Source organism: Peptoniphilus rachelemmaiella, from assembly GCF_943169845.1.
Lineage (GTDB): Bacteria > Bacillota > Clostridia > Tissierellales > Peptoniphilaceae > Aedoeadaptatus > Aedoeadaptatus rachelemmaiella.
Map to the genome: position 1 here is coordinate 37,450 of NZ_CALPBW010000002.1, position 20,964 is coordinate 58,413.

18 protein-coding genes and 1 other annotated feature are annotated in these 20,964 nt (G+C 47.7%); of the genes, 2 read left to right on the forward strand and 16 right to left on the reverse strand.

Going from position 1 to position 20,964, the window contains the following annotated elements:
- Positions 1-43: 43 nt before the first annotated feature.
- Positions 44-979, reverse strand: a complete 936-nt coding sequence (locus KO087_RS01025; RefSeq protein WP_215506833.1) for an RluA family pseudouridine synthase — start codon at positions 977-979, stop codon at positions 44-46.
- Between the two features lie 83 nt (positions 980-1,062).
- Between KO087_RS01025 and KO087_RS01030 the strand changes: the two genes are divergently transcribed.
- A complete protein-coding gene (locus KO087_RS01030) occupies positions 1,063-1,779 on the forward strand; it encodes an endolytic transglycosylase MltG (protein WP_215506835.1) in 717 nt (238 codons plus the stop codon).
- Between the two features lie 46 nt (positions 1,780-1,825).
- Here the strand turns inward: KO087_RS01030 and trxB are convergent, their stop codons facing one another.
- From trxB to KO087_RS01070, 8 genes are all read right to left on the reverse strand, one after another.
- Positions 1,826-2,749 (reverse strand): thioredoxin-disulfide reductase, encoded by a 924-nt coding sequence (gene trxB / locus KO087_RS01035; RefSeq protein WP_215506837.1) that lies wholly within the window; start codon positions 2,747-2,749, stop codon positions 1,826-1,828.
- Positions 2,750-2,758: 9 nt separating this feature from the next.
- On the reverse strand, positions 2,759-3,781 hold the full coding sequence (gene fni, locus KO087_RS01040) for a type 2 isopentenyl-diphosphate Delta-isomerase (protein ID WP_349665969.1): 1,023 nt from the start codon (positions 3,779-3,781) through the stop codon (positions 2,759-2,761).
- Between the two features lie 332 nt (positions 3,782-4,113).
- Entirely contained in the window at positions 4,114-4,722 is a 609-nt protein-coding gene (locus tag KO087_RS01045) for an MptD family putative ECF transporter S component (RefSeq protein ID WP_215506841.1), read from the reverse strand.
- A gap of 65 nt (positions 4,723-4,787) precedes the next feature.
- Positions 4,788-6,524, reverse strand: coding sequence for an ABC transporter ATP-binding protein (locus KO087_RS01050; RefSeq protein ID WP_215506843.1), 1,737 nt, complete (start codon positions 6,522-6,524; stop codon positions 4,788-4,790).
- A complete protein-coding gene (locus KO087_RS01055) occupies positions 6,517-8,235 on the reverse strand; it encodes an ABC transporter ATP-binding protein (protein ID WP_215506845.1) in 1,719 nt (572 codons plus the stop codon). The genes KO087_RS01050 and KO087_RS01055 overlap by 8 nt, the downstream gene beginning before the upstream one ends.
- A gap of 73 nt (positions 8,236-8,308) precedes the next feature.
- Positions 8,309-8,902 carry a TetR/AcrR family transcriptional regulator gene (locus KO087_RS01060; protein WP_215506847.1) on the reverse strand — a complete coding sequence of 198 codons (594 nt, stop codon included), beginning with the start codon at positions 8,900-8,902 and terminating at the stop codon, positions 8,309-8,311.
- A gap of 269 nt (positions 8,903-9,171) precedes the next feature.
- Complete coding sequence (locus KO087_RS01065) at positions 9,172-9,714, reverse strand: N-6 DNA methylase (RefSeq protein WP_251374891.1); 543 nt, start codon at positions 9,712-9,714, stop codon at positions 9,172-9,174.
- Between the two features lie 470 nt (positions 9,715-10,184).
- Entirely contained in the window at positions 10,185-12,905 is a 2,721-nt protein-coding gene (locus KO087_RS01070) for a cation-translocating P-type ATPase (protein ID WP_215506852.1), read from the reverse strand.
- A gap of 286 nt (positions 12,906-13,191) precedes the next feature.
- Between KO087_RS01070 and KO087_RS01075 the strand changes: the two genes are divergently transcribed.
- Entirely contained in the window at positions 13,192-14,256 is a 1,065-nt protein-coding gene (locus KO087_RS01075) for a copper amine oxidase N-terminal domain-containing protein (protein ID WP_215506854.1), read from the forward strand.
- A gap of 294 nt (positions 14,257-14,550) precedes the next feature.
- On the opposite strand, the gene KO087_RS01080 is transcribed toward KO087_RS01075, so the two are convergent.
- The 7 genes from KO087_RS01080 to KO087_RS01110 all read right to left on the reverse strand — a co-directional run bounded on the left by KO087_RS01080 (position 14,551) and on the right by KO087_RS01110 (position 20,699).
- Positions 14,551-15,774, reverse strand: a complete 1,224-nt coding sequence (locus KO087_RS01080; protein WP_215506856.1) for a stalk domain-containing protein — start codon at positions 15,772-15,774, stop codon at positions 14,551-14,553.
- 192 nt (positions 15,775-15,966) lie between these two features.
- Complete coding sequence (gene serS / locus KO087_RS01085; RefSeq protein WP_215506858.1) at positions 15,967-17,256, reverse strand: serine--tRNA ligase; 1,290 nt, start codon at positions 17,254-17,256, stop codon at positions 15,967-15,969.
- A gap of 32 nt (positions 17,257-17,288) precedes the next feature.
- Positions 17,289-17,451, reverse strand: a binding site (T-box leader).
- Between the two features lie 103 nt (positions 17,452-17,554).
- Positions 17,555-17,722, reverse strand: a complete 168-nt coding sequence (gene fdxA, locus KO087_RS01090; protein WP_215506860.1) for a 4Fe-4S ferredoxin — start codon at positions 17,720-17,722, stop codon at positions 17,555-17,557.
- Between the two features lie 228 nt (positions 17,723-17,950).
- The gene (locus tag KO087_RS01095; RefSeq protein ID WP_215506862.1) at positions 17,951-18,106 is read right to left on the reverse strand and encodes a FeoB-associated Cys-rich membrane protein; all 156 of its coding nucleotides are present in this window, start codon (positions 18,104-18,106) and stop codon (positions 17,951-17,953) included.
- A gap of 9 nt (positions 18,107-18,115) precedes the next feature.
- Positions 18,116-20,221 (reverse strand): ferrous iron transport protein B, encoded by a 2,106-nt coding sequence (gene feoB / locus KO087_RS01100; RefSeq protein ID WP_215506865.1) that lies wholly within the window; start codon positions 20,219-20,221, stop codon positions 18,116-18,118.
- Positions 20,218-20,466, reverse strand: a complete 249-nt coding sequence (locus tag KO087_RS01105; RefSeq protein WP_215506867.1) for a FeoA family protein — start codon at positions 20,464-20,466, stop codon at positions 20,218-20,220. Before KO087_RS01105 ends, feoB begins: the two co-directional genes overlap by 4 nt.
- A gap of 8 nt (positions 20,467-20,474) precedes the next feature.
- Positions 20,475-20,699, reverse strand: coding sequence for a FeoA family protein (locus tag KO087_RS01110; RefSeq protein WP_077075549.1), 225 nt, complete (start codon positions 20,697-20,699; stop codon positions 20,475-20,477).
- Positions 20,700-20,964 lie beyond the last annotated feature (265 nt).

Genomic DNA, 20,964 nt, shown 5'->3' on the forward strand with positions numbered 1-20,964 from the left:
ATGGCGCATGGCCCCTGCCACGCCGCCCGTGCCGTAGCCTAAATCATACATGGAGGCTCTCCCTGATCCGCTGAAATTTTCCCTTGGGCTCGGAAATAAACACCTTGCCGGACACTTCGGGAAAGTCTTCCGTTTCGGGGAAGACCAATTTATAGGCGTGAAGCAATTGGTGATGCAATTCGCCGAAGCGGCGGGAGGCGCGGCCGTATTTTCTGTCTCCCAAAACGGGATGGCCGATGGATGCCAGCTGTTGGCGAATTTGATGGGTGCGCCCGGTAATGAGCTCCGCCTCAACCAAGGTGTAATCCCCCCTGTGCTTCAGAGGCCGATAAATGCCCACGGCATCTTTTCCGTCGTCTCCTTCCACGACTCGGTTCTTCTCCCCGTCTTTTGTCAGGCGATTTTCCACCTTTCGCACATCCTTCAGCTCCCCTTCCACAATGGTCATGTAATACTTCTCCACTTCCCGGTTCCGAATCCAGCCGTTGGCCGCCCGAAGGCCCGCCGCCGTCTTCGCACCTAAAATGAGGCCGCTGGTGTTTCGGTCCAGGCGATTGCAAATGGAGGGGACAAAGGTCTTCTCCGCCCGTGGATTGTAGCTTTTCGTGTGGATCAAATAGGCTAGCATGTCGTCCACCATGTTTCGCTCGTAGGCCTTGCCCGTGCCGTGGCTCAACACGCCCACGGGCTTATCCATAATAATGAAATCCTCCGATTCGAAGACAATGGCGGGAAACTTCCCCTTCACCAACTTCGGCGTCTTTGAAAACTTCGCAAGCGTCTCGTCGGAAAAATAGATTTCCACCGTGTCCCCGAGGGCCAAGACATCTTCCTCCTTGGCCTTTTTTCCGTTTACCGTAATATTTTTCTTTCGAATGGATTTATATAGAAGCGACGGCTTGGCATTGGGAAGCAACTTTTTTACATAGCGATCCAAGCGCATGCCGGCGTCATTTGTGTCAATTTGATTAGAGATCACGAGAGCCTCTCTTTCTTTCCCGTTCCTGTGATATAATAATCTTACTCTAATTATATCGAAATCTACAGGAAAGGGAAAACAGCATGAAATCTAACGGAAGAGTTTCGAAACTGTTCGTAAACTTTTTGCGCATTGTGGTCGTTCTACTGATCGTCCTCGTCCTGCTATTCATCATCAAGTGGCGGATGAACCACTTGTTTTCCATGATGACGCCGGATGATCGAAAAGACACCACCATTACCGAAGAGATCCGCTCCTCGAAGGAGCAGATCGACAAGATCTCCAGCGCCGCCAAAGACGCATCGGAAAAAACCACCTTACTTAAACTGGAAACCACAGACCCGGATTCCGTGGCCAAGCAATTAAAGGATTTGGGACTGATTAACGACGCCACGGCCTTCAGCAACATGGCCAAACGCTCCGGCATGGCCCGCTACATTACGGCGGGAAGCTATGAAATTCCGGAAGGCGCCACCGCCGAAACCATTTTGAAAAAGCTCACGGAAACCGGCTTGCAAAAAGCCACCCGCACCATCACCTTGGAAATCCCCTATGGTGCCACCGACGAAATCATCGCCGATGTGGTCATGAAAGAAGATTTAGTGGCAGACCGAGCCACCTTCCTTCAAATGATTCGCGACGCCGGCGCCGTGCCCCGGATCAAACCCGGCGGCTACGTCATTCACGCGCCCATTAAAGCCGCAGATCTATTAAACACCCTTATGGGAGGAAGCGGACAGGAAAACCCCGCACCTCAAGGGGAGCAACCGGCACAATCGGCTCAACCGGCCCAACAATAAACGCGAAAAAGCCGCCCGATGAAATCGAGCGGCTCTTTTTGTGCCTTTAATCGTATTGAACGATGCGCTTGGCCACGGCCATGGCGGCGACGCAGCCTTCTCCGCAGGCATTGATGACCTGGCGGATGTTTTTGTCCACAATGTCGCCGGCGGCGTAGATGCCGTCTATGGCGGACATTTGATTTTCGTCCACTTTCACATAGCCCCTGTTTAATTCCAAAAGGCCTTCTAAAAATTCCGTTTGTGGTTTCACGCCCACGTAAATGAAAATCCCCATGGGCCGGTCGCCTTTTTTCACCGTAAAGGTTTCGTCGGTTTTGTTGTTGTGGAGAACGAGGCCGTCGGCCATGTTTTCACCGAGAACCTCCTTCAGCTCTGTATGCCACATCACGGAAATATTTTCGTGGGCCAGGGCCTTCTCCGCCAAAAAGCGTTCGGCGCGGAAACTGTCTCGGCGGTGAACGATGGTGACCTTCGCCCCTAGATTTGCCATATAAAGCGCCTCTTCCACGGCGGAATTGCCGCCGCCGATGACATAGACATCGCCGTCTTGATAGAAGGCGCCGTCGCAAGTAGCACAGTAGCTGATGCCGCGGGAGACGAATTTTTCTTCGCCGGGAACGCCCAGGCGATTGGGCTTGGAACCCGTGGCCACGAGGACGTATTTGCCTTCGTAACTGCCGCTTTCCGTCTTCACGATTTTCGTCTCGCCCGCTGACTCAACGGAAACCACCCGCTCGCGAATGGTGGCGGCACCGAAAGAAGCCGCTTGCTTCGCCATGCGCATGCCGATGGCCATGCCCGTGTCCTGTGGGAGCGCCCCGGGGAAGTTTTCAAGAGACATGGTAAGGCTCATTTGGCCGCCGTCCATCTCCGGTTCAAAAATCACTGTGTTTAAATGGGCGCGGCTCGCGTAAATGGCGGCAGTGAGGCCTGCAGGGCCGCCGCCGATAATCATGACATCGTACATAATTCCCTCTTATTTCAATAATTCCAAAAGACGGCCCGTGGCTTTCCACTTCACCTGTCTTAATTCGTCGATATTTTTCGCTCCCACGAGCACCATGACGATCTTCGTCTTGTCGATCAAATCCTTTAAATACACCGAAGCGTAGTCCACGCCGCCGTGGACGATGTACCTTAGAATTTCGCCGCTAATGGCGCACATGTCTGCGCCGAGAATCAAACACTTCACCAGATCCAGGCCGTTTCGTATGCCGCCGGATGCGGTGATGTGCAGATCCTTCTTACCCAATGCCACGGCTTCGTGAAGAGCATAGGCCGTGGGAATTCCCCAGCCGTAAAGCTCCGTCATATCCGAATTAAAGTAGCGGAGATTTTCCACCTCAAAAAAATTCGTGCCGCCGTGGCCGGAAATATCCACGTGGCGAATGCCCAAATCGTAGAGTCGCTCGATGACGGAGGCGTCCATGCCGAAGCCCACTTCCTTCACCAAAATAGGCACGTCCAAGGCCTCGTTTACGGCGCGAATCCGCTCCGCCGTGCCGCGAAAATCCCGATCGCCCTCTTCCATGGCCAGCTCCTGCGCCGGATTTAAATGGATTTGAAGGGCATCGGCGTGAATAATATCCACGGCCTTCTTCGCCTCGTCCACGGTGAGATTGCCGTTCATGTTCCCGAGGACAATGCCCTCATCGCCGATAATCTCCCGCACGATTTTAAAACTTTCGATGGCTTCCTCATCTTCCATGGCGATGGTTTCACTGCCCACGGCCATGGGCAGATCAAAGCGCTTGGCCAGATGAGCCAAATCCGCATTGATGTTTTCCGCAAATTCCGTGCCGCCGGTAATGGCGTTAATCATGAGGGGAAAATGAATCTTCTTGCCCAAGTACGTGGTGGACGTGTCGATTTCGTCGACCGAAAGTTCCGGCAGCGAAATATGGGGCAGATACATATCGTTGAAAAGCGGATCCCCTCGGTAGTCCGTCTTCAAATAATTTTCTACATGCTCTCTTTTTCTATACTTTCTCACTTGCATCCCAGCCTTTACTCACTATGATGAATCTATCATACCATCAAATCCATGTTGCCTCAAAGAAATTTATACTATCTATCACCTAAAAATTTACCCGGACAACAACATCTATTTCTCCCCACGAAAAAACCGCCCGAAGGCGGCTTTGGATTGGCGGTTTAGAAAAACTGATTCAGAAAATCTTTAGACAATGAAAAAGGCTATGAGTTTGAGTGCTCATAGCCCTTTATTTAATTTTTATAATTTTCTGCCTGTTCTAAAACCATATCAAAAATTTCTTCGCTCCATTGAGGAGGATATCCGTTTTTATAAAGCGGGAAAATGATCGGCTCATCTTATTTGAGCTTGCTCTGCTGAGTACTTTTCTCAAAGAACTTATTGTTGATAAATACTCCGAAAAATCCAGCTAACAAGCACAGCACAACATTAACGGCAGCAGCTATCAAAATCACTTCATTTGTATAGGCGGCAACCATTTGTGCTGCTTGTTCTGGAGAAAAGGTAGATGACATATATTTTACTAAACCTTCGACGCCTAAAATTTTTGTTAAAAGAATACTGTGCATCGAATCGGTAAACATGACAACACTAAAAGCAATGGCGATGCGGTTGCTATTATCGTACTTTCCGATAATCAGCTCGCAGACAATCCCTGCAATCAGAGTAATCGGAATCATGATCCCATAACCTAAAATTGCATATACCAACCCAAGCACAGCCCAAAAGAGAAGCGCTGTGCCACGCTTTTGTACTTTTCGAGCCGCAATCACAAAGGTCGGTCCGATCACAAAAGCGGCAAACCCGGCTGAAATGTAGAGGGCAGCCATGCCTAAAAGTCCCGTCAGCATACTGATTCCAAAGGAGACAACACAGCCAATTACTGCCAATACGGCGATCTGTACAATATTTTTTAGTTTTTCATCATAAAATTCCTTTCTGAACATTTAATTTTCGACAACATCAGGCACAATCATTTTTTTGTCGAAGATGTTGTTGTTAGTTCCAAACTTTAATTTGCGAATCTCCAGCTTTCCGCCTTGCTTCTCGATTCGATAAGATCTCGATAAAGACCTCCTTGCAGCATCAATTCATCATGTGTACCGCACTGCTCAATCCCTGCTTTGTTCAGTACCAAAATCCGGTTTGCATTACGGATCGTCTTCAAGCGGTGCGCGATCATGATGACGGTTTTGTTTTGAGTAAGGGCTTCAATAGCTGCTTTCAGCTTGTCTTCGTTTTCCGGATCAACATTTGCAGTAGCTTCATCAAAGATGATAATCGGTGCATCTTTCAGCATTGCCCTGGCAATGGAAATGCGCTGTTTTTCTCCGCCGGAAAGACTTGTTCCACCTTCTCCGATCATGCTCTGATAGCCATCGGGCAAGGCGGAAATAAAGTCATGGCACTGAGCCTTTTTTGCCGCCGCAATCACATCATCGCGGGTGGCATTTGGGCATCCGAATTTAATGTTGTTTTCAATCGTATCGGCAAAAAGATAGACATCTTGGAAGACCATCGAAATATGATTCATAAGATTTTCGAGGGAGTAATCTTTTATGTTCTTTCCTCCAAGGCGAATCTCTCCTGAATTGACATCCCAAAAGCGAGAGATCAAATTGCAAAAAGTTGTTTTCCCTGAACCAGACGGCCCTACGATAGCCGTCATTGATCTTTCGGGGATATAGCAAGACACATTATTTAAGATTGGCTTTTCGCCATAGGCAAAGGAAACATTTTTAAATTCAATATCGTGTTGCTGAAGTGCATCATTGATATGACCTTCCGGCATATCTTGCATTTGATTGACGTAATCATAAGAATCCATCGCGTTGTCAATGGTTCTAAGCATGGCCATAGCACTACCAGAAGCCAATAAACTGTTAAAAATCACAAAACTGGCAACCAGCGTCATGATGGTATAGTCCAAAGAAAGCTCTCCCGAAAAGTAGCATGAAAGTGCTGTGGCAATCATAACCGAAATCGTGATCGCAATGATGATTTTCAGCAGTACCGTGTAAGGCGTAACGGCCTTTTCAAGGCTCAACGTCGATATTTTTGTTTCTTCAAAACTTTGATCCAGCTTGTTGTTATTTTGTCCGCCCAAGTTATAGGACTTGATGATCTGCATACCTTGCAAGGTTGCCAGCACTTCTTTCGTGAGATCGTTTTGTACAACAGAAACTCGATCCGAACTCTTTTTAGATCTTTGCTGCATTAAAGCGGCCGCCGCCAAGAAAATCAAAGACCCAGCGATAGCAATGAGTGCAATTTTCCAATGCAGCATAAAAAGGGACAGGATAAATACCACGGTTACAAGCAGACCGCCGAATACCATAATAAAAAGTGTGGGCACCCAAGTTTCGAGACTGTCCAACTTTGTCGTCGCAATGGCCGTTAAATTTCCTAAGCTAAAATCATTGAAAAAGCCCATTGGCACTTTTTTGATTTTTTCTCCCATAGCGATACGTTTATTTGCGGCTGTAAAATAGCCGGCATGCGTTTGCTTAAGCATGGAATTTTTCTTAGAAATAATGATGCCCAGTAAGGAAAGCAATAAGAATGCGCTGCACATACCAATCGTCTGCCACGTAATTTCCTGCTTTATAATCGCCGCAATGACCAAATAGATGGCCATAAATTGAAAAACGTTAAAAATCGCGCCCAAAAAACTCCAGATCACCGAGGAGCGAATCATTCCTTGCTCACGCTCTGCAAATTTCCATAACTTCTTAAATGTATTAATCATTTTCTTCACCTCGCATGGCCGCACTCCACAATTCTTGGTAAACCGGAGAATCTTTTAATAGTTCATCGTGTGTTCCGTGATTTTCAACATATCCATCATGGATTACAAATATTTGATCCACATCTGCAATGGTTTTCAGTCGATGGGCGATAATAATGAGCGTTTTGCCTTTTACCAATGTGGCGATGGCATCTTGCAAAATAGCTTCATTTTCTGGATCGATATAGGAAGTGGCTTCATCCAAAATGACAATCGGTGCATCTTTGAGCATGGCGCGTGCAATAGAGATGCGTTGGCGCTCACCGCCGGAGAGATGCCCTCCACCTTCTCCGGCAACCGTTTCATAGCCTTGTGAGAGCTTCATAATGAAATCGTGGCAGCCCGATTTTTTAGCGATTTCTATAATTTCCTCATCCGTTGCATTTTTTTTGCCGATGCGAATATTATCTTTGATGGAAATATCAAACAAATAATTGTCTTGAGATACATAAGAAATAGCATCCGAAAGCTGTTCTAAAGGCATATCCTTGAGAGCTATGCCACCAATTGTTATGGTTCCACTATCGGTATCCCAAAATCCGGCGAGGAGCTTTGCAACGGTCGATTTCCCTGAGCCAGAATACCCGACGAGTGCATTGACACTACCTTCATTGATGTGCAGATTGACATCCTTGATAACCTGATTGTTGTCATCGTAAGAGAAATACACGTGATCGAAAGTGATGTCATAGCGTGAAATGTTTAGTGTACCGGTTGCGTGGGATAACTCTTTTGAGTTGAGAACTTTTTCAATCTCACCGGCAATGGTTTTGATGCGACCCATATCGTCCTCATAAGACATCACCTGCATGATATTTGAGATTGTGCCAAATGATAAAATAATCAACATCAAAAGATGAGCGCCGCTTAGGCTACCTTGCATACAGAAGAAAAGGCCAAACGGAATGATGGTTAAAATACCCATCGGTGCAAGCGACATGCTCACCGCATAATCGTTGTTGTTCAAGCCCATCCACTCGCAGTAATAATCTGCTTTGGCATAAACATTATCGCTGTATTTTTTATAGGATGTATCGCCTTGATTAAAAGACTTAATGACTTCGATGCCGTTGATATATTCCACAATTGAGTTGTTCATGTCTTGACCAATTTTGACTGCTTTGGGAAACATTTTAGGCATGCGCTTCATCGGGCCGGCCATAAAAAACATGCCGATCACAAGAGGAACCAGTGCCAAGAGCGAAACGCGCCAATCGAGTACAAACATGTAAACAAGAAGCAAAACCGGGCCAACAATATTAGCGGTCATTTCAGGAATCAGGTGAGCCAGGGTTGTCTCCATGCTGTCAACTTGATTCACGATGACATCTTTTAGCTTTCCTGTGCTTAAATTCAAAATGTTTCCTAACGGCATTTTTAAAAGTTTGTCCATGATATCTCGCCTGATTTCACACAAAGCACCATAGGTCGCCGTATGAGAAATCGTGGTGGAAATACCCATAAAAACTTCTTTTGCGCACAGCAGTGCGAGAATACTGAGGACTCCTTTAGTATAAAAAGCAAAATCTGTATTCCCTGCAATGAGGGCAATGATCATTTTGCTCAAGAGCACATAGGTAAAAAGTCCTGCCAGTACACCCAAAACGGCAAAAAGAACCGAGAAAAAGTAGCCGGTCTTATTTTTGGCGATGTACTTTTTCAATAAGTTCATATCAAAAAACCTCCTTAGTAAATGAATGAAATGCGGAAATTGATGGAAGATTTTAGAGTCCGGAAACTTCCGCTTACTGAGAAGTCGAACGAGTAAAATAACCTTCAATCATGGATACCAAGTGCTGTCTGTTCTTTAGAAAATTTTCACGCGTATCTAAAATTTCACAGGATAACAAGCTTGCATTGATGAGATTCGTTACAAATTCATAGTCATCATCAGTAAGCAATCCGCAGTCGTACCCATTCATAAAGTGCTTAAAGTAAGTAATCGAATCCCTCTTGAGTTTTTCATATAATGCGTTAAGCTGTTCATTTTTCTTAATCTCACCAAGAAATATGACATAGATAGGCGTAAAAGGATTATTCGCCAACATTTTATCGACGACAACTTCAGCCAAGATATGTGGTGTAAGCTTGTTCCCCATATGTTGAACCGTGTTTGTTACCGTCGCTTCACGCATCCTGCTTCCTCTATCCATAATGTCGTAGAGGATTTCTGCCGTATTTTTGTAGTAGTAGTATAATCCGCCGGCTGATAAACCGGATTTTTCACGAACATCATCCATCGTCGTATTGTTAAAGCCCTTAGAAGAAAAGAGTGCCATAGCAGCCTTTTGAATGTCTTCTTTACGCATTTCCGGATCTAATCGTTCTCTGACCATCATTTTCCTCTCCTTGACCATCATTTTCCTCTCCTTACCGAAATTAATCTCGGTAAGGAGAAATTACCATAGACTAACTTATTTGTCAAGAATTTTATGCGATAATGGCAATTCACCTAATGTTGCATAAAAAAAGAACCCTGCCAGATAGAACAAGATTCTTGTAACGCGTAATGCTTCTTAGTTTAATTTTAGGATGAACATCGCTGTGAGCTTATTGATTTTCGTACCACATACTAAATTTTCGTACCCCTTAGTATTAGGTTCGTACCCTAAGCGGCGATGCCGTTAAAATGTATCAAATATGGTGTTTTGTTCTCATATACAACTCCGTCATATGGTTCGATTAGCTCAGTCAATAGTCTTACAACGCTTGAAGGTGTATAAAATTCACCGTCTTCCTTTGTTCCTGATGCTGCATATATTTGTAAAAAATATTCGTAGACTCTTCCGATCAAATCTTCTTCATGGAATCTATCTCCATTTATCTTATTTATCTCATCGATTAGACTTTTAATTTTACTTGCCGGAGCTCCTAAAGTAGCGTACAAATTTTGAGGCAAAGTTCCTTTTAGGGAAGGATTGTCCTCCTCTATGTCTTTCATTGCTGTATCTATTTTTATTGCTATATCATCTGCCGATGCATTTTTAACTATGTAACTCCATCTGGATGTTTCATTTAGATAATAAACATTGTCAGCATGATAAGTGGCCGGCATCTCTCTTAGCATGAATAAATCAGGATGTTCTTCTACAATTTGTTTTCTTCTTGTTTCAAACTTATCTCCTGCAAACTTTAAGAAAACTAATCCTATTACAGCGTCTCTATTTTTTCAGTACTTCCATATCCTCTTAATGATACTCTGCAATTCCATAGAACTGATTCTAAGGACAATTCCTCAGTTTTATCTTTATTTTTTGCCATTTCACATCTCCTTTAATTAATTATCCAGCACTGATATTCCAAAATCTCCAGTACATCACATTTAAACTACCTACAAATTTTGCCCGGTACTTCTATGCCTATACTCTCATCCCATCCTACATAATCATGACATGTAGAGTTATATTTATGGCATTTTGTAGGCCCGGTTTATTCTTTCTTCATCTTTTATTTTTTCCATAATCTATCATTGGAAAGACATCCTCCATCTCAGGTGATGCTTCTACTATGTACAGTCCTTCGACAGTATTATACCAAATTTTATAACTTTATCTTTGCAAGGTGAATGATGGTTTTTAGTTCATGAAGCCAGCATTAAAAAACCGCCCGAAGGCGGCTTTCTTATTTTCTCTTTCCATCCACGATGTGGGTTTGTTTGAAGCGAATCATTTTTTGAATTTCGCCGATGACCAAGGGGATGAGGGCGGAGATGAGGACGATGGCCCAGTCGATCACGTTCAGGTCCGTCATGTGGAAGAGTTCTTCCAGGAAGGGAATGTAGAGGACCACGAGGACCATGGCCAAGGACAGGAGCACGGCTTGGTTCAGGCGCTTGTTGGTGAAGAAGCCCATTTTAAAGAGGGTATCGTCGATGCTTCTCGAGGAGAAGGAGCGGAACAGTTCGCTGAAGACCAAGGTGGAGAAGGCCATGGTGCGGGAATAGACGAGGCCGTCGCCGTCCATGCCGTGGGTGGTGAGGGCGTAATAGTAGACGCCCAGGGTGGCCGCCGTAATGGCAAGGGATTGGATGATGATGGTAATGGTGATGTTTTTATCCAGAATCGGTTCTTTGGGATCCCGCGGCGGTTCGTACATGGTTTCTTCTTCGCCTTTTTCCACGCCGAGAGCCAGCGCCGGGAAGGAGTCGGTGACTAAATTCAGCCACAACAGCTGAATGGGCAAGAAGGGCGTGGGCAGGTTCATGATAATGGAGAGGAAGACCACGAGGACTTCGCCGATGTTGCAGCTCAAGAGGAAGGTGACGAATTTTTTAATGTTGGCGTAGATGATTCGCCCTTCTTCCACGGCGTTGACGATGGTGGCGAAGTTGTCGTCGGTTAAGATGACGTCCGCCGTGTTTTTCGCCACGTCGGTGCCGGTAATGCCCATGGCGATGCCGATGTCCGCCTTTTTAATGGCCGGGGCGTCGTTGACGCCGTCGCCGGTCATGGCGGCGATTTCGCCGTTTTCTTTCAGGGCCGTCACGATCTGTACCTTATTTTCAGGGGACACGCGGGCAAAGACGCGGGTGGTCTTTACGATTTCGCGAATTTCTTCCGGGGTCTTGTCGTTGAGCTCTTCCCCCATCATGGCCTTATCGCCTTCACGCAAAATGCCCAGCTCTTCGGCAATGGCTTTGGCGGTGAGAAGGTAGTCGCCGGTAATCATGACGGGAACGATGCCGGCGTTTCGGCATTCTTTGATGGCGGCCTTCACTTCCGGACGGGCCGGGTCGATCATGCCGGTGAGGCCCACGAATACCATGTCTTTTTCGTTTTCTTCCGTGGAAGGATTTTGGGGCATGGCGTCGTAATTTCTAAAGGCAAAGGCCAACACGCGCAGGGCTTCTTGGGCAAAGGCGTTGTTTTGCTCCAAGATCGCCTTTCGATCGGCTTCGGTGAGATCCACGATCTCTCCGTCTTTAAACAGGTACTTGCAGTTTTTCAAAACCACATCCGGCGCGCCCTTGGTAAAGGAGGACACCTTGTTGTCGAAGAAATTTTCGTGGAAGGTGGACATCATCTTCCGGTCGGAATCGAAGGGAATTTCGCCGATGCGGGGGTAGGCTTCTTCCAGGGCGTCTTCCTTTACGCCCAGCTTGCCCGCCAGGGTAATGAGGGCGCCTTCCGTGGGGTCGCCTAAAATGCTGTACGTTCCGTTTTCTTCGATTAAGTCCGCATCGTTGGTTAAGGTGGCGATGGAGGAGAGGGTTTTTAAGCCCTTCATATCGTCGACGGAGACAACAGATCCCTTATAGGACAGCTCCCCTTCCGGAGCATAGCCCGTGCCGGAGACGTCCATGACTTTGCCGTCGAGGTAGACTTTCGTCACGGTCATTTCGTTTTGAGTCAGGGTGCCCGTCTTGTCCGAGCAAATATAGGTGGTGGTCCCCAAGGTTTCCACAGCCAAGAGCCGCTTCACAATGGCGTGGCGCTTGGCCATATTGCCCATGCCCATGGAAAGGACGATGGTGACGATGGCGGGGAGCCCTTCGGGAATGGCGGCGACGGCCAAAGAGACCGAGGTCATAAACATGCGCAGGGTGTCGTGGCCGTAGAGTTTGCCTACGAGAAAAACCACGGCGCAGACGGCGACGACGAGAATCCCCAGGGCTTTGGAGAGGCCCGCCAGCTTCTTTTGCAGCGGCGTTTGTTCCTCTTCCATGGTGGAGAGGGTGGTGGCGATTTTACCGATTTCCGTGTCTTCGCCCGTGGCGGTGACGATGCCCTTGCCTCGTCCGTAGGTAACGATGGAGGCGGAGTAGGCGTAGTTGTCTCTGTCGCCGATGCCCGCATCGTCTTCCAGAGTGATCGTGGCATCTTTTTCAACGGCGACGGATTCCCCGGTAAGGGAGGATTCGTCGATTTTTAAATTGGTGCTTTCGATGAGGCGCATATCCGCCGGCACAATGTCGCCGGTTTCCAACACGACCAAATCCCCGGGCACGACGCGCATGGAGTCGATTTCCACGGGGCGCCCCCCACGAATCACTTTTACCGTGGGAGAGCTCATCTTCTTTAAGGCGGCAATGGCCTCTTCCGCCTTGCCCTCCTGCACGATGCTCAAGACGGCGTTGACGATGACGATGGCGAGAATAATAACGGAATCCACCATTTCGCCCACGGCGCCGGAGATAATCGCGGCGATTAAAAGAATAATGATCATGGGATCGAGGAATTGCTCCGCCAGCTTTTTGGCGAAAGACTTGCCTTCCTCTTCCAGCAATTCATTTCTCCCGTACTTGTCTAAACGCTTTTCGGCATCTCCCGGGGCGAGCCCCGTCTTGTCGTCGGCCGACAGTTCGTCGAGCACTTCCCGGGCACTCATTTTGTACCAATCCATGTAAACCTCCTTGTGTTATAAAAAAAGACTCCTGTCCCACGGACAAAAGTCTCACAGCCTGTATAGGATCCTTGGCCGGGCGTTAGCCGGATTGACGACCAAGAATAATCGTTACTCCCCTTTGTTTCGACAAGTAGTATAACAAATGAAAGGGGTCGCGGTCAATGAAGAATGGATAAAAACAAAGGAATCGGCGACAATTTCCCTTTTTCTTTCTCATGGCTTTTCAAAAACCGGCATATTATAATAGACGCAAGCAAAACCGTTGAAAAGAAAGGAGATTCCCGTGAAACAAAAACACCTGTCTTTGCTCCTGCTGCTTCTGTCGATGCTTATGATCCCGACGAGCAGTTTTGCCGCAAGCCCGGTCCGACTCTTTATTAAGGGAAGCTACGTTCAAGGCGATGTGGCGCCCATGATCGTCAAGGACCGCACCTTGGTGCCCCTGCGCCTCATCAGCGAAACATTGAATTACGATGTGAGGTGGAACGGCGCCGACCGCAGCGTTCGCATCGTGCAAAATGATCGCGCCATCGACCTGAAAATAGGCTCCACCACGGCCTATGGCTTGCAATCGGGCACGAAAAAGAAAATCGCCATGGATGTGGCGCCCATCATCGTTAAAGACCGCACCCTGGTGCCCCTGCGCTTTATCTCCGAAAACTTCGGCGAAAAAGTGGACTGGGACGCAAAAAGCCGCACGGTCATCATCGGGGAGGGCTACAGCCCGAGGACAAACCCCGACGCGCTGACCCTTCATTTCAGAAACAAAACCTTCAACATCGAGGCCAAAATGTACCGCGGCCAAACCATGATCCCCGCCGAAGACTTTGCCAAGGCCATGGGCTGGAACTACGTGAAGAAACTGAACGAATACGAAGAGAAAGTCCCCGTGCTCCACGATCCCGCAAACGGCGTGGAAATTTACAACTACGGTGACGCCTTTCAATGCGACGGCATCCTCTTTAAGCCCATGGATGGTGAAAATGCTACCGCAGCTTCGGCAAAAATCGGCGGGCGAGACTACCTCTCCCTTCGCCACTTGGCCGATGTACTCAATCTGAACATCGAGCAAATCGAAGGCCAAATCACCCTTCGCGATAAATCTAAAACCCAATACAAGCTGTATTACAAGCCCCTTTTAGACGGCGGCGAACGCTACGGCTATGAGGTGGCAAAAGTGAATTCCATTCAGTACAAGAACCACCACTACTACATTATGCCTTTGAACAAAACCCCGGAAGAATACAACGGCCTGGGAATTTTCGACAAGGAAATGACGCCTATCAGCATGTGCAATTTCTACATGAACGTGGACAAAAACATCGTGGAAGCCGCCTCTCAAGGCTGATGCCATCAACAGACCGCCACATGCCTTTCGGCGATTTCAGAAAACGACAAAAGGAGAGAGAATCATCCGATTCCCTCTCTCTTTTTGCATGTAAACTACTTTTACGCGTCTTTTAGAAATAACCGTATCATAATATTCTAGTACTAGGCAGGAAAATCTTTTTCGAATGATTCATGAACATGTTGGTTTGATTTAAAAAGATAAACCCCGGACTATATCCGAGGTTTGTCAGTAAATTGGAAATGTTCTTTTTTTTATAGTACAATTGTTTGTTTAATTCACCTTGTCGGCTACTTAATTGCCTCCTACAATTTGAATTTTATCACTTATATGTGTTTCAACCGTCAACTCAACCGGTTTCTTTTCCTGCTTCTTTTCAGGTTTTTTGTCCTTATCAGTCGTCACAGAGTAACCGTCGGATTCAGAAGAGCTACCGTTATTGAATGGATTGCCGGTGCCGGTAGGACCATCGGTGTTAATGGGATTTTTAGGTCTACTAAATCGATCGTAACTAGAAAATACAAAGCACGCAATGCCACAAGGCTTACCATCGACTATAGCCACCTTATATGCATAACCATAAACGACGGCACTGGGCGACCTCATATTTCTATCGTGGCCCGGGGAATTTTTCCAGATGGTAAAGGCCTCTCGAATCGGCTTGTCGGAAGCATAGGTCCAACCGATTAGGTTTTCGCCGAGGTAGTTTTCACGAAGCAGATTCGACGGAGATTTATGGTCGAAGGTGCCATCTGTGGCCAATTGTTGGATTTCTTCATTTGCCCGCTTCTGAGCGATAAGGTCCAGCTCCGATGTGCGAACCACTTCGCCAAGGCCTAAGCTTTTTCTGTAATTTGCGTAGGCGACGGTGTAGTAATGGGCAAGGCTGTCGTCGGTTGCGGAATCGACTGTCTGCGGTTGGGGTTTAACCGGCTTTTCTTGTGAGTCGCCTCGTCCATAGTCATTTCCTTCATTGCCTCCGTCGGAGTTCCGCCCTTTATTCCCTTCAGGCGACTTCGAGGGGTCTTTTTGAATCAATACTTCGCGATTCACCCAGTCGACCTTGTAACCCAACGCTTCGGACACGAAACGCAGCGGAACATAGGTGCGGTCGCCGGCAAGTACCGTCGGCGTGTCTAATTTGCCTTTTTGAGTTTTGCCGCCGGAAATTTCATATCGGTCCGATCCGATGGCAAAGCGAATTGTCTTTGAAGTCGATCGGATCACGACAGTGCCTTTCGGGCTGCCTGCCTGTCTCGGAATATATTCCACTTGGTTGCCCAGGTTCTCCGCGACAAAGCGAATAGGCACCATGGTCCTGCTCGTCCGCACGTTAATATAGGGCCTTCCCATTTCTTTCGGGATATGTTGATCTTTCCCGTTAATTTTAATGGTAACCTTATTTTTTGCGGCTTCCGGCGGCAAACTGCCGATTCCTTTCGCCATAACTCCTGTGGGAACCAAGAGAGTCAACACCAAAAAGGCGATGACAACTGTTTTAAATTGCCGTCTTTTCATTACATTCCTCCTTGATACAAATTTTTATGTATTTCTATGAAATGATTGTATCATCTAATCTCTTTTTTAACAATTCAAGGCTTGGATAAAGTTGTTTCCGAGCAAGCTGTCCCCAATAAAAAAGACCCCGAATAAACGGGGCCATTGCGTAACAAGAAAGGGGAGTCTTCCTCTTCCTTGCCGTTAGTTGTCTTAGTCGATCTTTTCAATTTTTTCCTTGAAGCCCATGTAGGGACGGAGGACTTCCGGAATGAAGAGGGATCCGTCTTCTTGGTAGTGGTTTTCCAAGAAGGCGATGAGCATTCTCGGCGGTGCGACGACGGTGTTGTTCAGGGTGTGGGCCAGGTAGAGTTTGCCGTCTTCGCCGCGGATGCGGATGTTTAAGCGACGGGCTTGGGCGTCGCCTAAATTGGAGCAGCTGCCCACTTCAAAGTATTTTTGTTGACGGGGAGACCAGGCTTCCACGTCGCAGCTCTTGACCTTCAGATCCGCCAAGTCGCCGGAGCAGCATTCCAAGGTGCGCACGGGAATATCCATGGTGCGGAAAAATTCCACGGTGTTTTGCCAGAGCTCGTTGTAGAAGTCTTTGCTTTCTTCCGGCTTGCAGATGATGATCATTTCTTGCTTTTCGAATTGGTGAATCCGGTAGACGCCGCGCTCTTCAATGCCGTGGGCGCCCACTTCTTTTCTGAAGCAGGGGGAATAGCTGGTGAGCTTGTGGGGCAAGGTGGCTTCTTCGGTAATGGAGTCGATGTATTTACCGATCATGGAGTGTTCGCTGGTGCCGATGAGGTACAGGTCTTCCCCTTCGATTTTATACATCATGTTTTCCATTTCGGCGAAGCTCATGACGCCGCTGACTACGTCGCCGCGAATCATAAAGGGCGGAATGTGGTAGATGTAGCCTTTGTCGATCATGAAATCACGGGCGTAGGACAAAATGGCGGAGTGCAAACGGGCGATGTCGCCGCGCAGGTAGTAGAAGCCGCTGCCCGAGGTTTTTCTCGAGCTGTCCAGGTCGATGCCGGCCACGGATTCCATAATGTCCACGTGGTAGGGCACTTCATAGTCGGGGACCACCGGTTCGCCGAAGCGTTCCAATTCCACATTTTCCGTGTCGTCTTTTCCGATGGGCACGGTGTCGTCGATGATTTGGGGAATGACCAGCATAATTTCGCGAATGCGTTCGGATTTTTTGCCTTCTTCCAGCTCCAATTCTTCGATGCGGTCGTTAATGGCTTTCACTTCGGCCTTTACTTTTTCCGCTTCGTCTTTTTTGCCGTCTTTCATTAAGCCGCCGATGGATTTCGACAGGGCGTTGCGCTTGGCGCGCAGCTCGTCGCCTTCGGTTTTCGCCGCACGATTGGCCACATCCAGTTCCAGCACTTCGTCGACGAGGGGAAGTTTGTCTTCTTGGAATTTCTTTTTAATGTTTTCTTTTACCAGTTCGGGGTTTTCACGAATCATTCGAATGTCTAACATATTTACCTCCATAAAAAAAGCCGCCTCATCCCCCATGGGACGAGACGGACCCGCGTTGCCACCCAAATTAACCGTTTCCGGTTCACTTCATTGTCAGGCTCAAAGGCGGATTCAAAGATTGCTCCCGCCTGCTCGCACCAACCGCAGGCTCTCTTTCGGGTTACATCTTTTACTGCTCCTCATCGTCGCCTTATATCGTTGATGGTAGTATACCACAGCTGTGGTAAAAAAGGTAGGCAACAATTTTTTCAATTAAAAAAAGACGTTCTTGCGGAGAACGCCTTTTTTGTGTCCGATTTTATTCGGGTTGTGCAGCGCCGGTGGGGCATACAGCTGCGCAGGAACCGCAGTCGATGCAAGCATTTTCGTCGATGGAGAAAACGCCGCCTTCAGAAATGCAGTCTACGGGACATTCGGGTTTGCAAGCGCCACAAGCGATGCAAGCGTCAGTAATTTTATGTGCCATAATTTTACCTCCTAGATTCTGTTAGGTATGTGCAGCGTGCTTGTACCTAAACACATTATGTTTTCTTTCTGAAGTCATTATATCATTACCACCGAGGATTTCAAGGGCTAATTGAAAAAAATACAATCTTTTCCGACGATTTTTCACATATCATAGTAAATCAGTTTGAATTTTGCAGTCACGTTGCAATAAAAAAGGATGCCGAAGCATCCTCTTTATCATTTACTATTAGTGGCTGTGGCTGTGATCGTCTTCGTGGTCACAGCTTGCCGTCCCGCATTGGGAGCAACCGCAGCATCCGCCTTCTTCATGGGATTTTCGCATGGAGCGGACAGCGCCGAAGATGGCCAAGCAGACGACAGCTAGTACAATAATCGTACCCATAGTTCCTCCTTAGTTTAATTGTTCTCGACCGATGGGTACGTCCTTGACTTTGGGTTTTCTTACGATGGCCCAAATCATGACTGCCAGAAGGACAAAGGCCACGCCGGTCCATACAGTGAAGGAACCGCCGGTAATCAGTTGTCCGATTTGGAAGACGATGAGGGCGATGGCATAAGCGAAGCCCGTTTGAAAAGCCAGGGCGAACAGGGTCCAGAATTTCGAGTGCATTTCCTCGCGAATGGCGCCGGTGGCGGCGAAGCAAGGAACGTTTAATTGGTTAAAGAGCATAAATGCCAATGCGCCGAGGAAGGTAAATTGGGTGGCGACGAAGGCGTTTAAGTTGGCACCTTCGGCGACACCGTTGATGATGCCGTAGGTGGAAACAACAGCTTCTTTGGCCACGAGGCCGGTGATGCTGGCCACGGTGGCTTGCCATGTGCCGAAGCCCAAGGGAATGAAGATGGGGGCAATGAGTTTACCCATAGCAGCGAGAATGCTGTCTTGGTTTTCCGCAAATTCTACGAATTCGCCGTGGACGGAGATGTTTTGCAAGAACCAGATGACGATGCTGGCTACGAGAATGATGGTCCCGGCCTTTTTCACGAAGGCTTTGCAGCGTTCCCATACGCTCTTAAAGACATTTTCTGCCGAGGGAATGTGGTATTCCGGAAGTTCCATAACGAAGGGTGCCGGATCCCCTTGGAAGATCGAGGTCTTCTTGAGCATTAAGCCCGCAATAATAACGGCGATGATGCCGGAGAAGTAGGCGATGGGCAAGAAGTACCAGAAGCCGAAAGAGGCGACGAAGAGGCCGATCAGGTTGACCTTTGCCCCGCAAGGCATGAAGCTTGTGACGACGACGGTCATGCGGCGGTCGTTTTCGTTTTCGATGGTACGCGTGGCCATAATCCCGGGAACGGAGCAGCCGGTCCCGATAAGAATCGGGATAAAGCTCTTGCCGGAGAGGCCGAATTTTCTAAAGATTCTGTCTAAGATAAATGCAATACGGGACATATAACCCACATCTTCCATAATGGCGAGGAAGAAATACAGGGTTGCGATCAAGGGCAAGAAGCCTAAGACGGCGCTGACCCCGGCAACGATCCCGTCCATAACGAGGGATTCAAGCCACGGTGCCGTATTCATTGACGAGACGACGTTGTTGATGGCATCGGCAACATAGGTGCCGAGCAAAGTATCGTTGACCCAGTCGGTAACGGGGCCGCCGACGAGTCTGGCACTGATGTAGTAGATACCGGTCATGATGATAACAAAGATGGGCAGGGCCAGGACGCGGTTGGTGACGATGGCGTCGATTCTGTCGCTGGTGCTCATGCCGCGCTTGCCTTGTTTATAATTGCCTTCGACAATGCCTGCAATGGCATTGTAGCGCATTTCCGTCATAATGCCTTCGCCGTCGTCTTCGTAATAGTCTTCCAACTCCGAAATGACGCCGGCAATCTTCTTTTCTTCATCGGCGCTCAGATTCAGCCCGAGCTTTTGATCGCCTTCGATGAGTTTTAATGCATAGAAGCGCTTAGAGTCCATGGCTGCTATGGAAGGAGCGATGTCGTAAATGGCTTTCGCCGCATCTTCCAAATGCTCATCGTAGTAAACGTGATTTTCGGCGGCTGTGGCTTGGACTTTTTTCGTCATTTCCATCAAGCCGTCGAGGTTTTCCTTCTTTAATGCGGAAATTTCAACAACCGGTGCGCCCAGTGCTTCTTCAAGGCCCGAACGATCGATGACATCGCCTTTGTTGCGAACGACGTCCATGCGGTTTACGGCGACGACCACGGGAATACCCAGATCCAATAATTGGGTGGTTAAATACAGGTTCCGCTCTAAGTTCACGCCGTCGATGATGTTGATGATTACTTCCGGTTTTTCGTTTAATAAATATTTCCGACTTACCACTTCTTCAAGTGTGTAAGGGCTTAAACTGTAAATACCGGGAAGGTCAGTAATGGTAATGCTTGTATCCTTTTTGTACTGTCCTTCTTTCTTTTCGACGGTAACCCCCGGCCAGTTCCCGACAAATTGGTGGGAACCGGTCAAGGCATTAAATAGGGTCGTTTTCCCGCTATTCGGGTTGCCCGCTAATGCAATTTTCACGCCTCTTCCTCCTTCGGCCCTTGAGTTTCTTCAACTTCCACAAGCTCCGCATCGGCCTTTCTAAGGCTCAATTCATAACCGCGCACGGTTAATTGAATGGGGTCCCCCAAGGGAGCAAATTTTCTTACGAACAACACGGTGTTCTTCGTAATGCCCATGTCCATAATGCGGCGCTTCAATGGGCCTTGCCCATTGATCTTTTTCACCACGTAGTACTTGTCTACCGACGCTTGATTCAAGTTCATGCTACACCTCACACTGTGATACGAATACATTCAGCCAAATCTTTGCCCAAGCCGACGCGTACGCCTTTGATGATGACGATCAGCGACCCCTGAACCTCAGATACAACACGACAATTGGCACCTTCCACAAACCCCAGGTTTTGCAAGTGGGTAATTTGGCTCTTGTCCAATTTTTGATCTCGCACCCTTAGCACCTTCAGATCCACGTTTTTCGGCGCAACGATTAAATTCATATGCATCTCCTTACAATAACGGTTATCAGTCAAGAGCCAAAAGAAAAAGACACTTGCCTTCCAATGAAAATTTATCTCATAACAAAAATTATACCATTCGACTATGTCCCTTTCAAGAGAATAAGAAAGATTCTCGTTCTAATTTACCGCTAAATCAATCAAAGAAAGTGCCTTTCACTGCAGAATTCGCTCCCGTTAAATTTTACACATTGTATGCGTCTGCACCCGCCTTCAAAAGCCGTGATGAAAATTGAGAAAGGGTGTT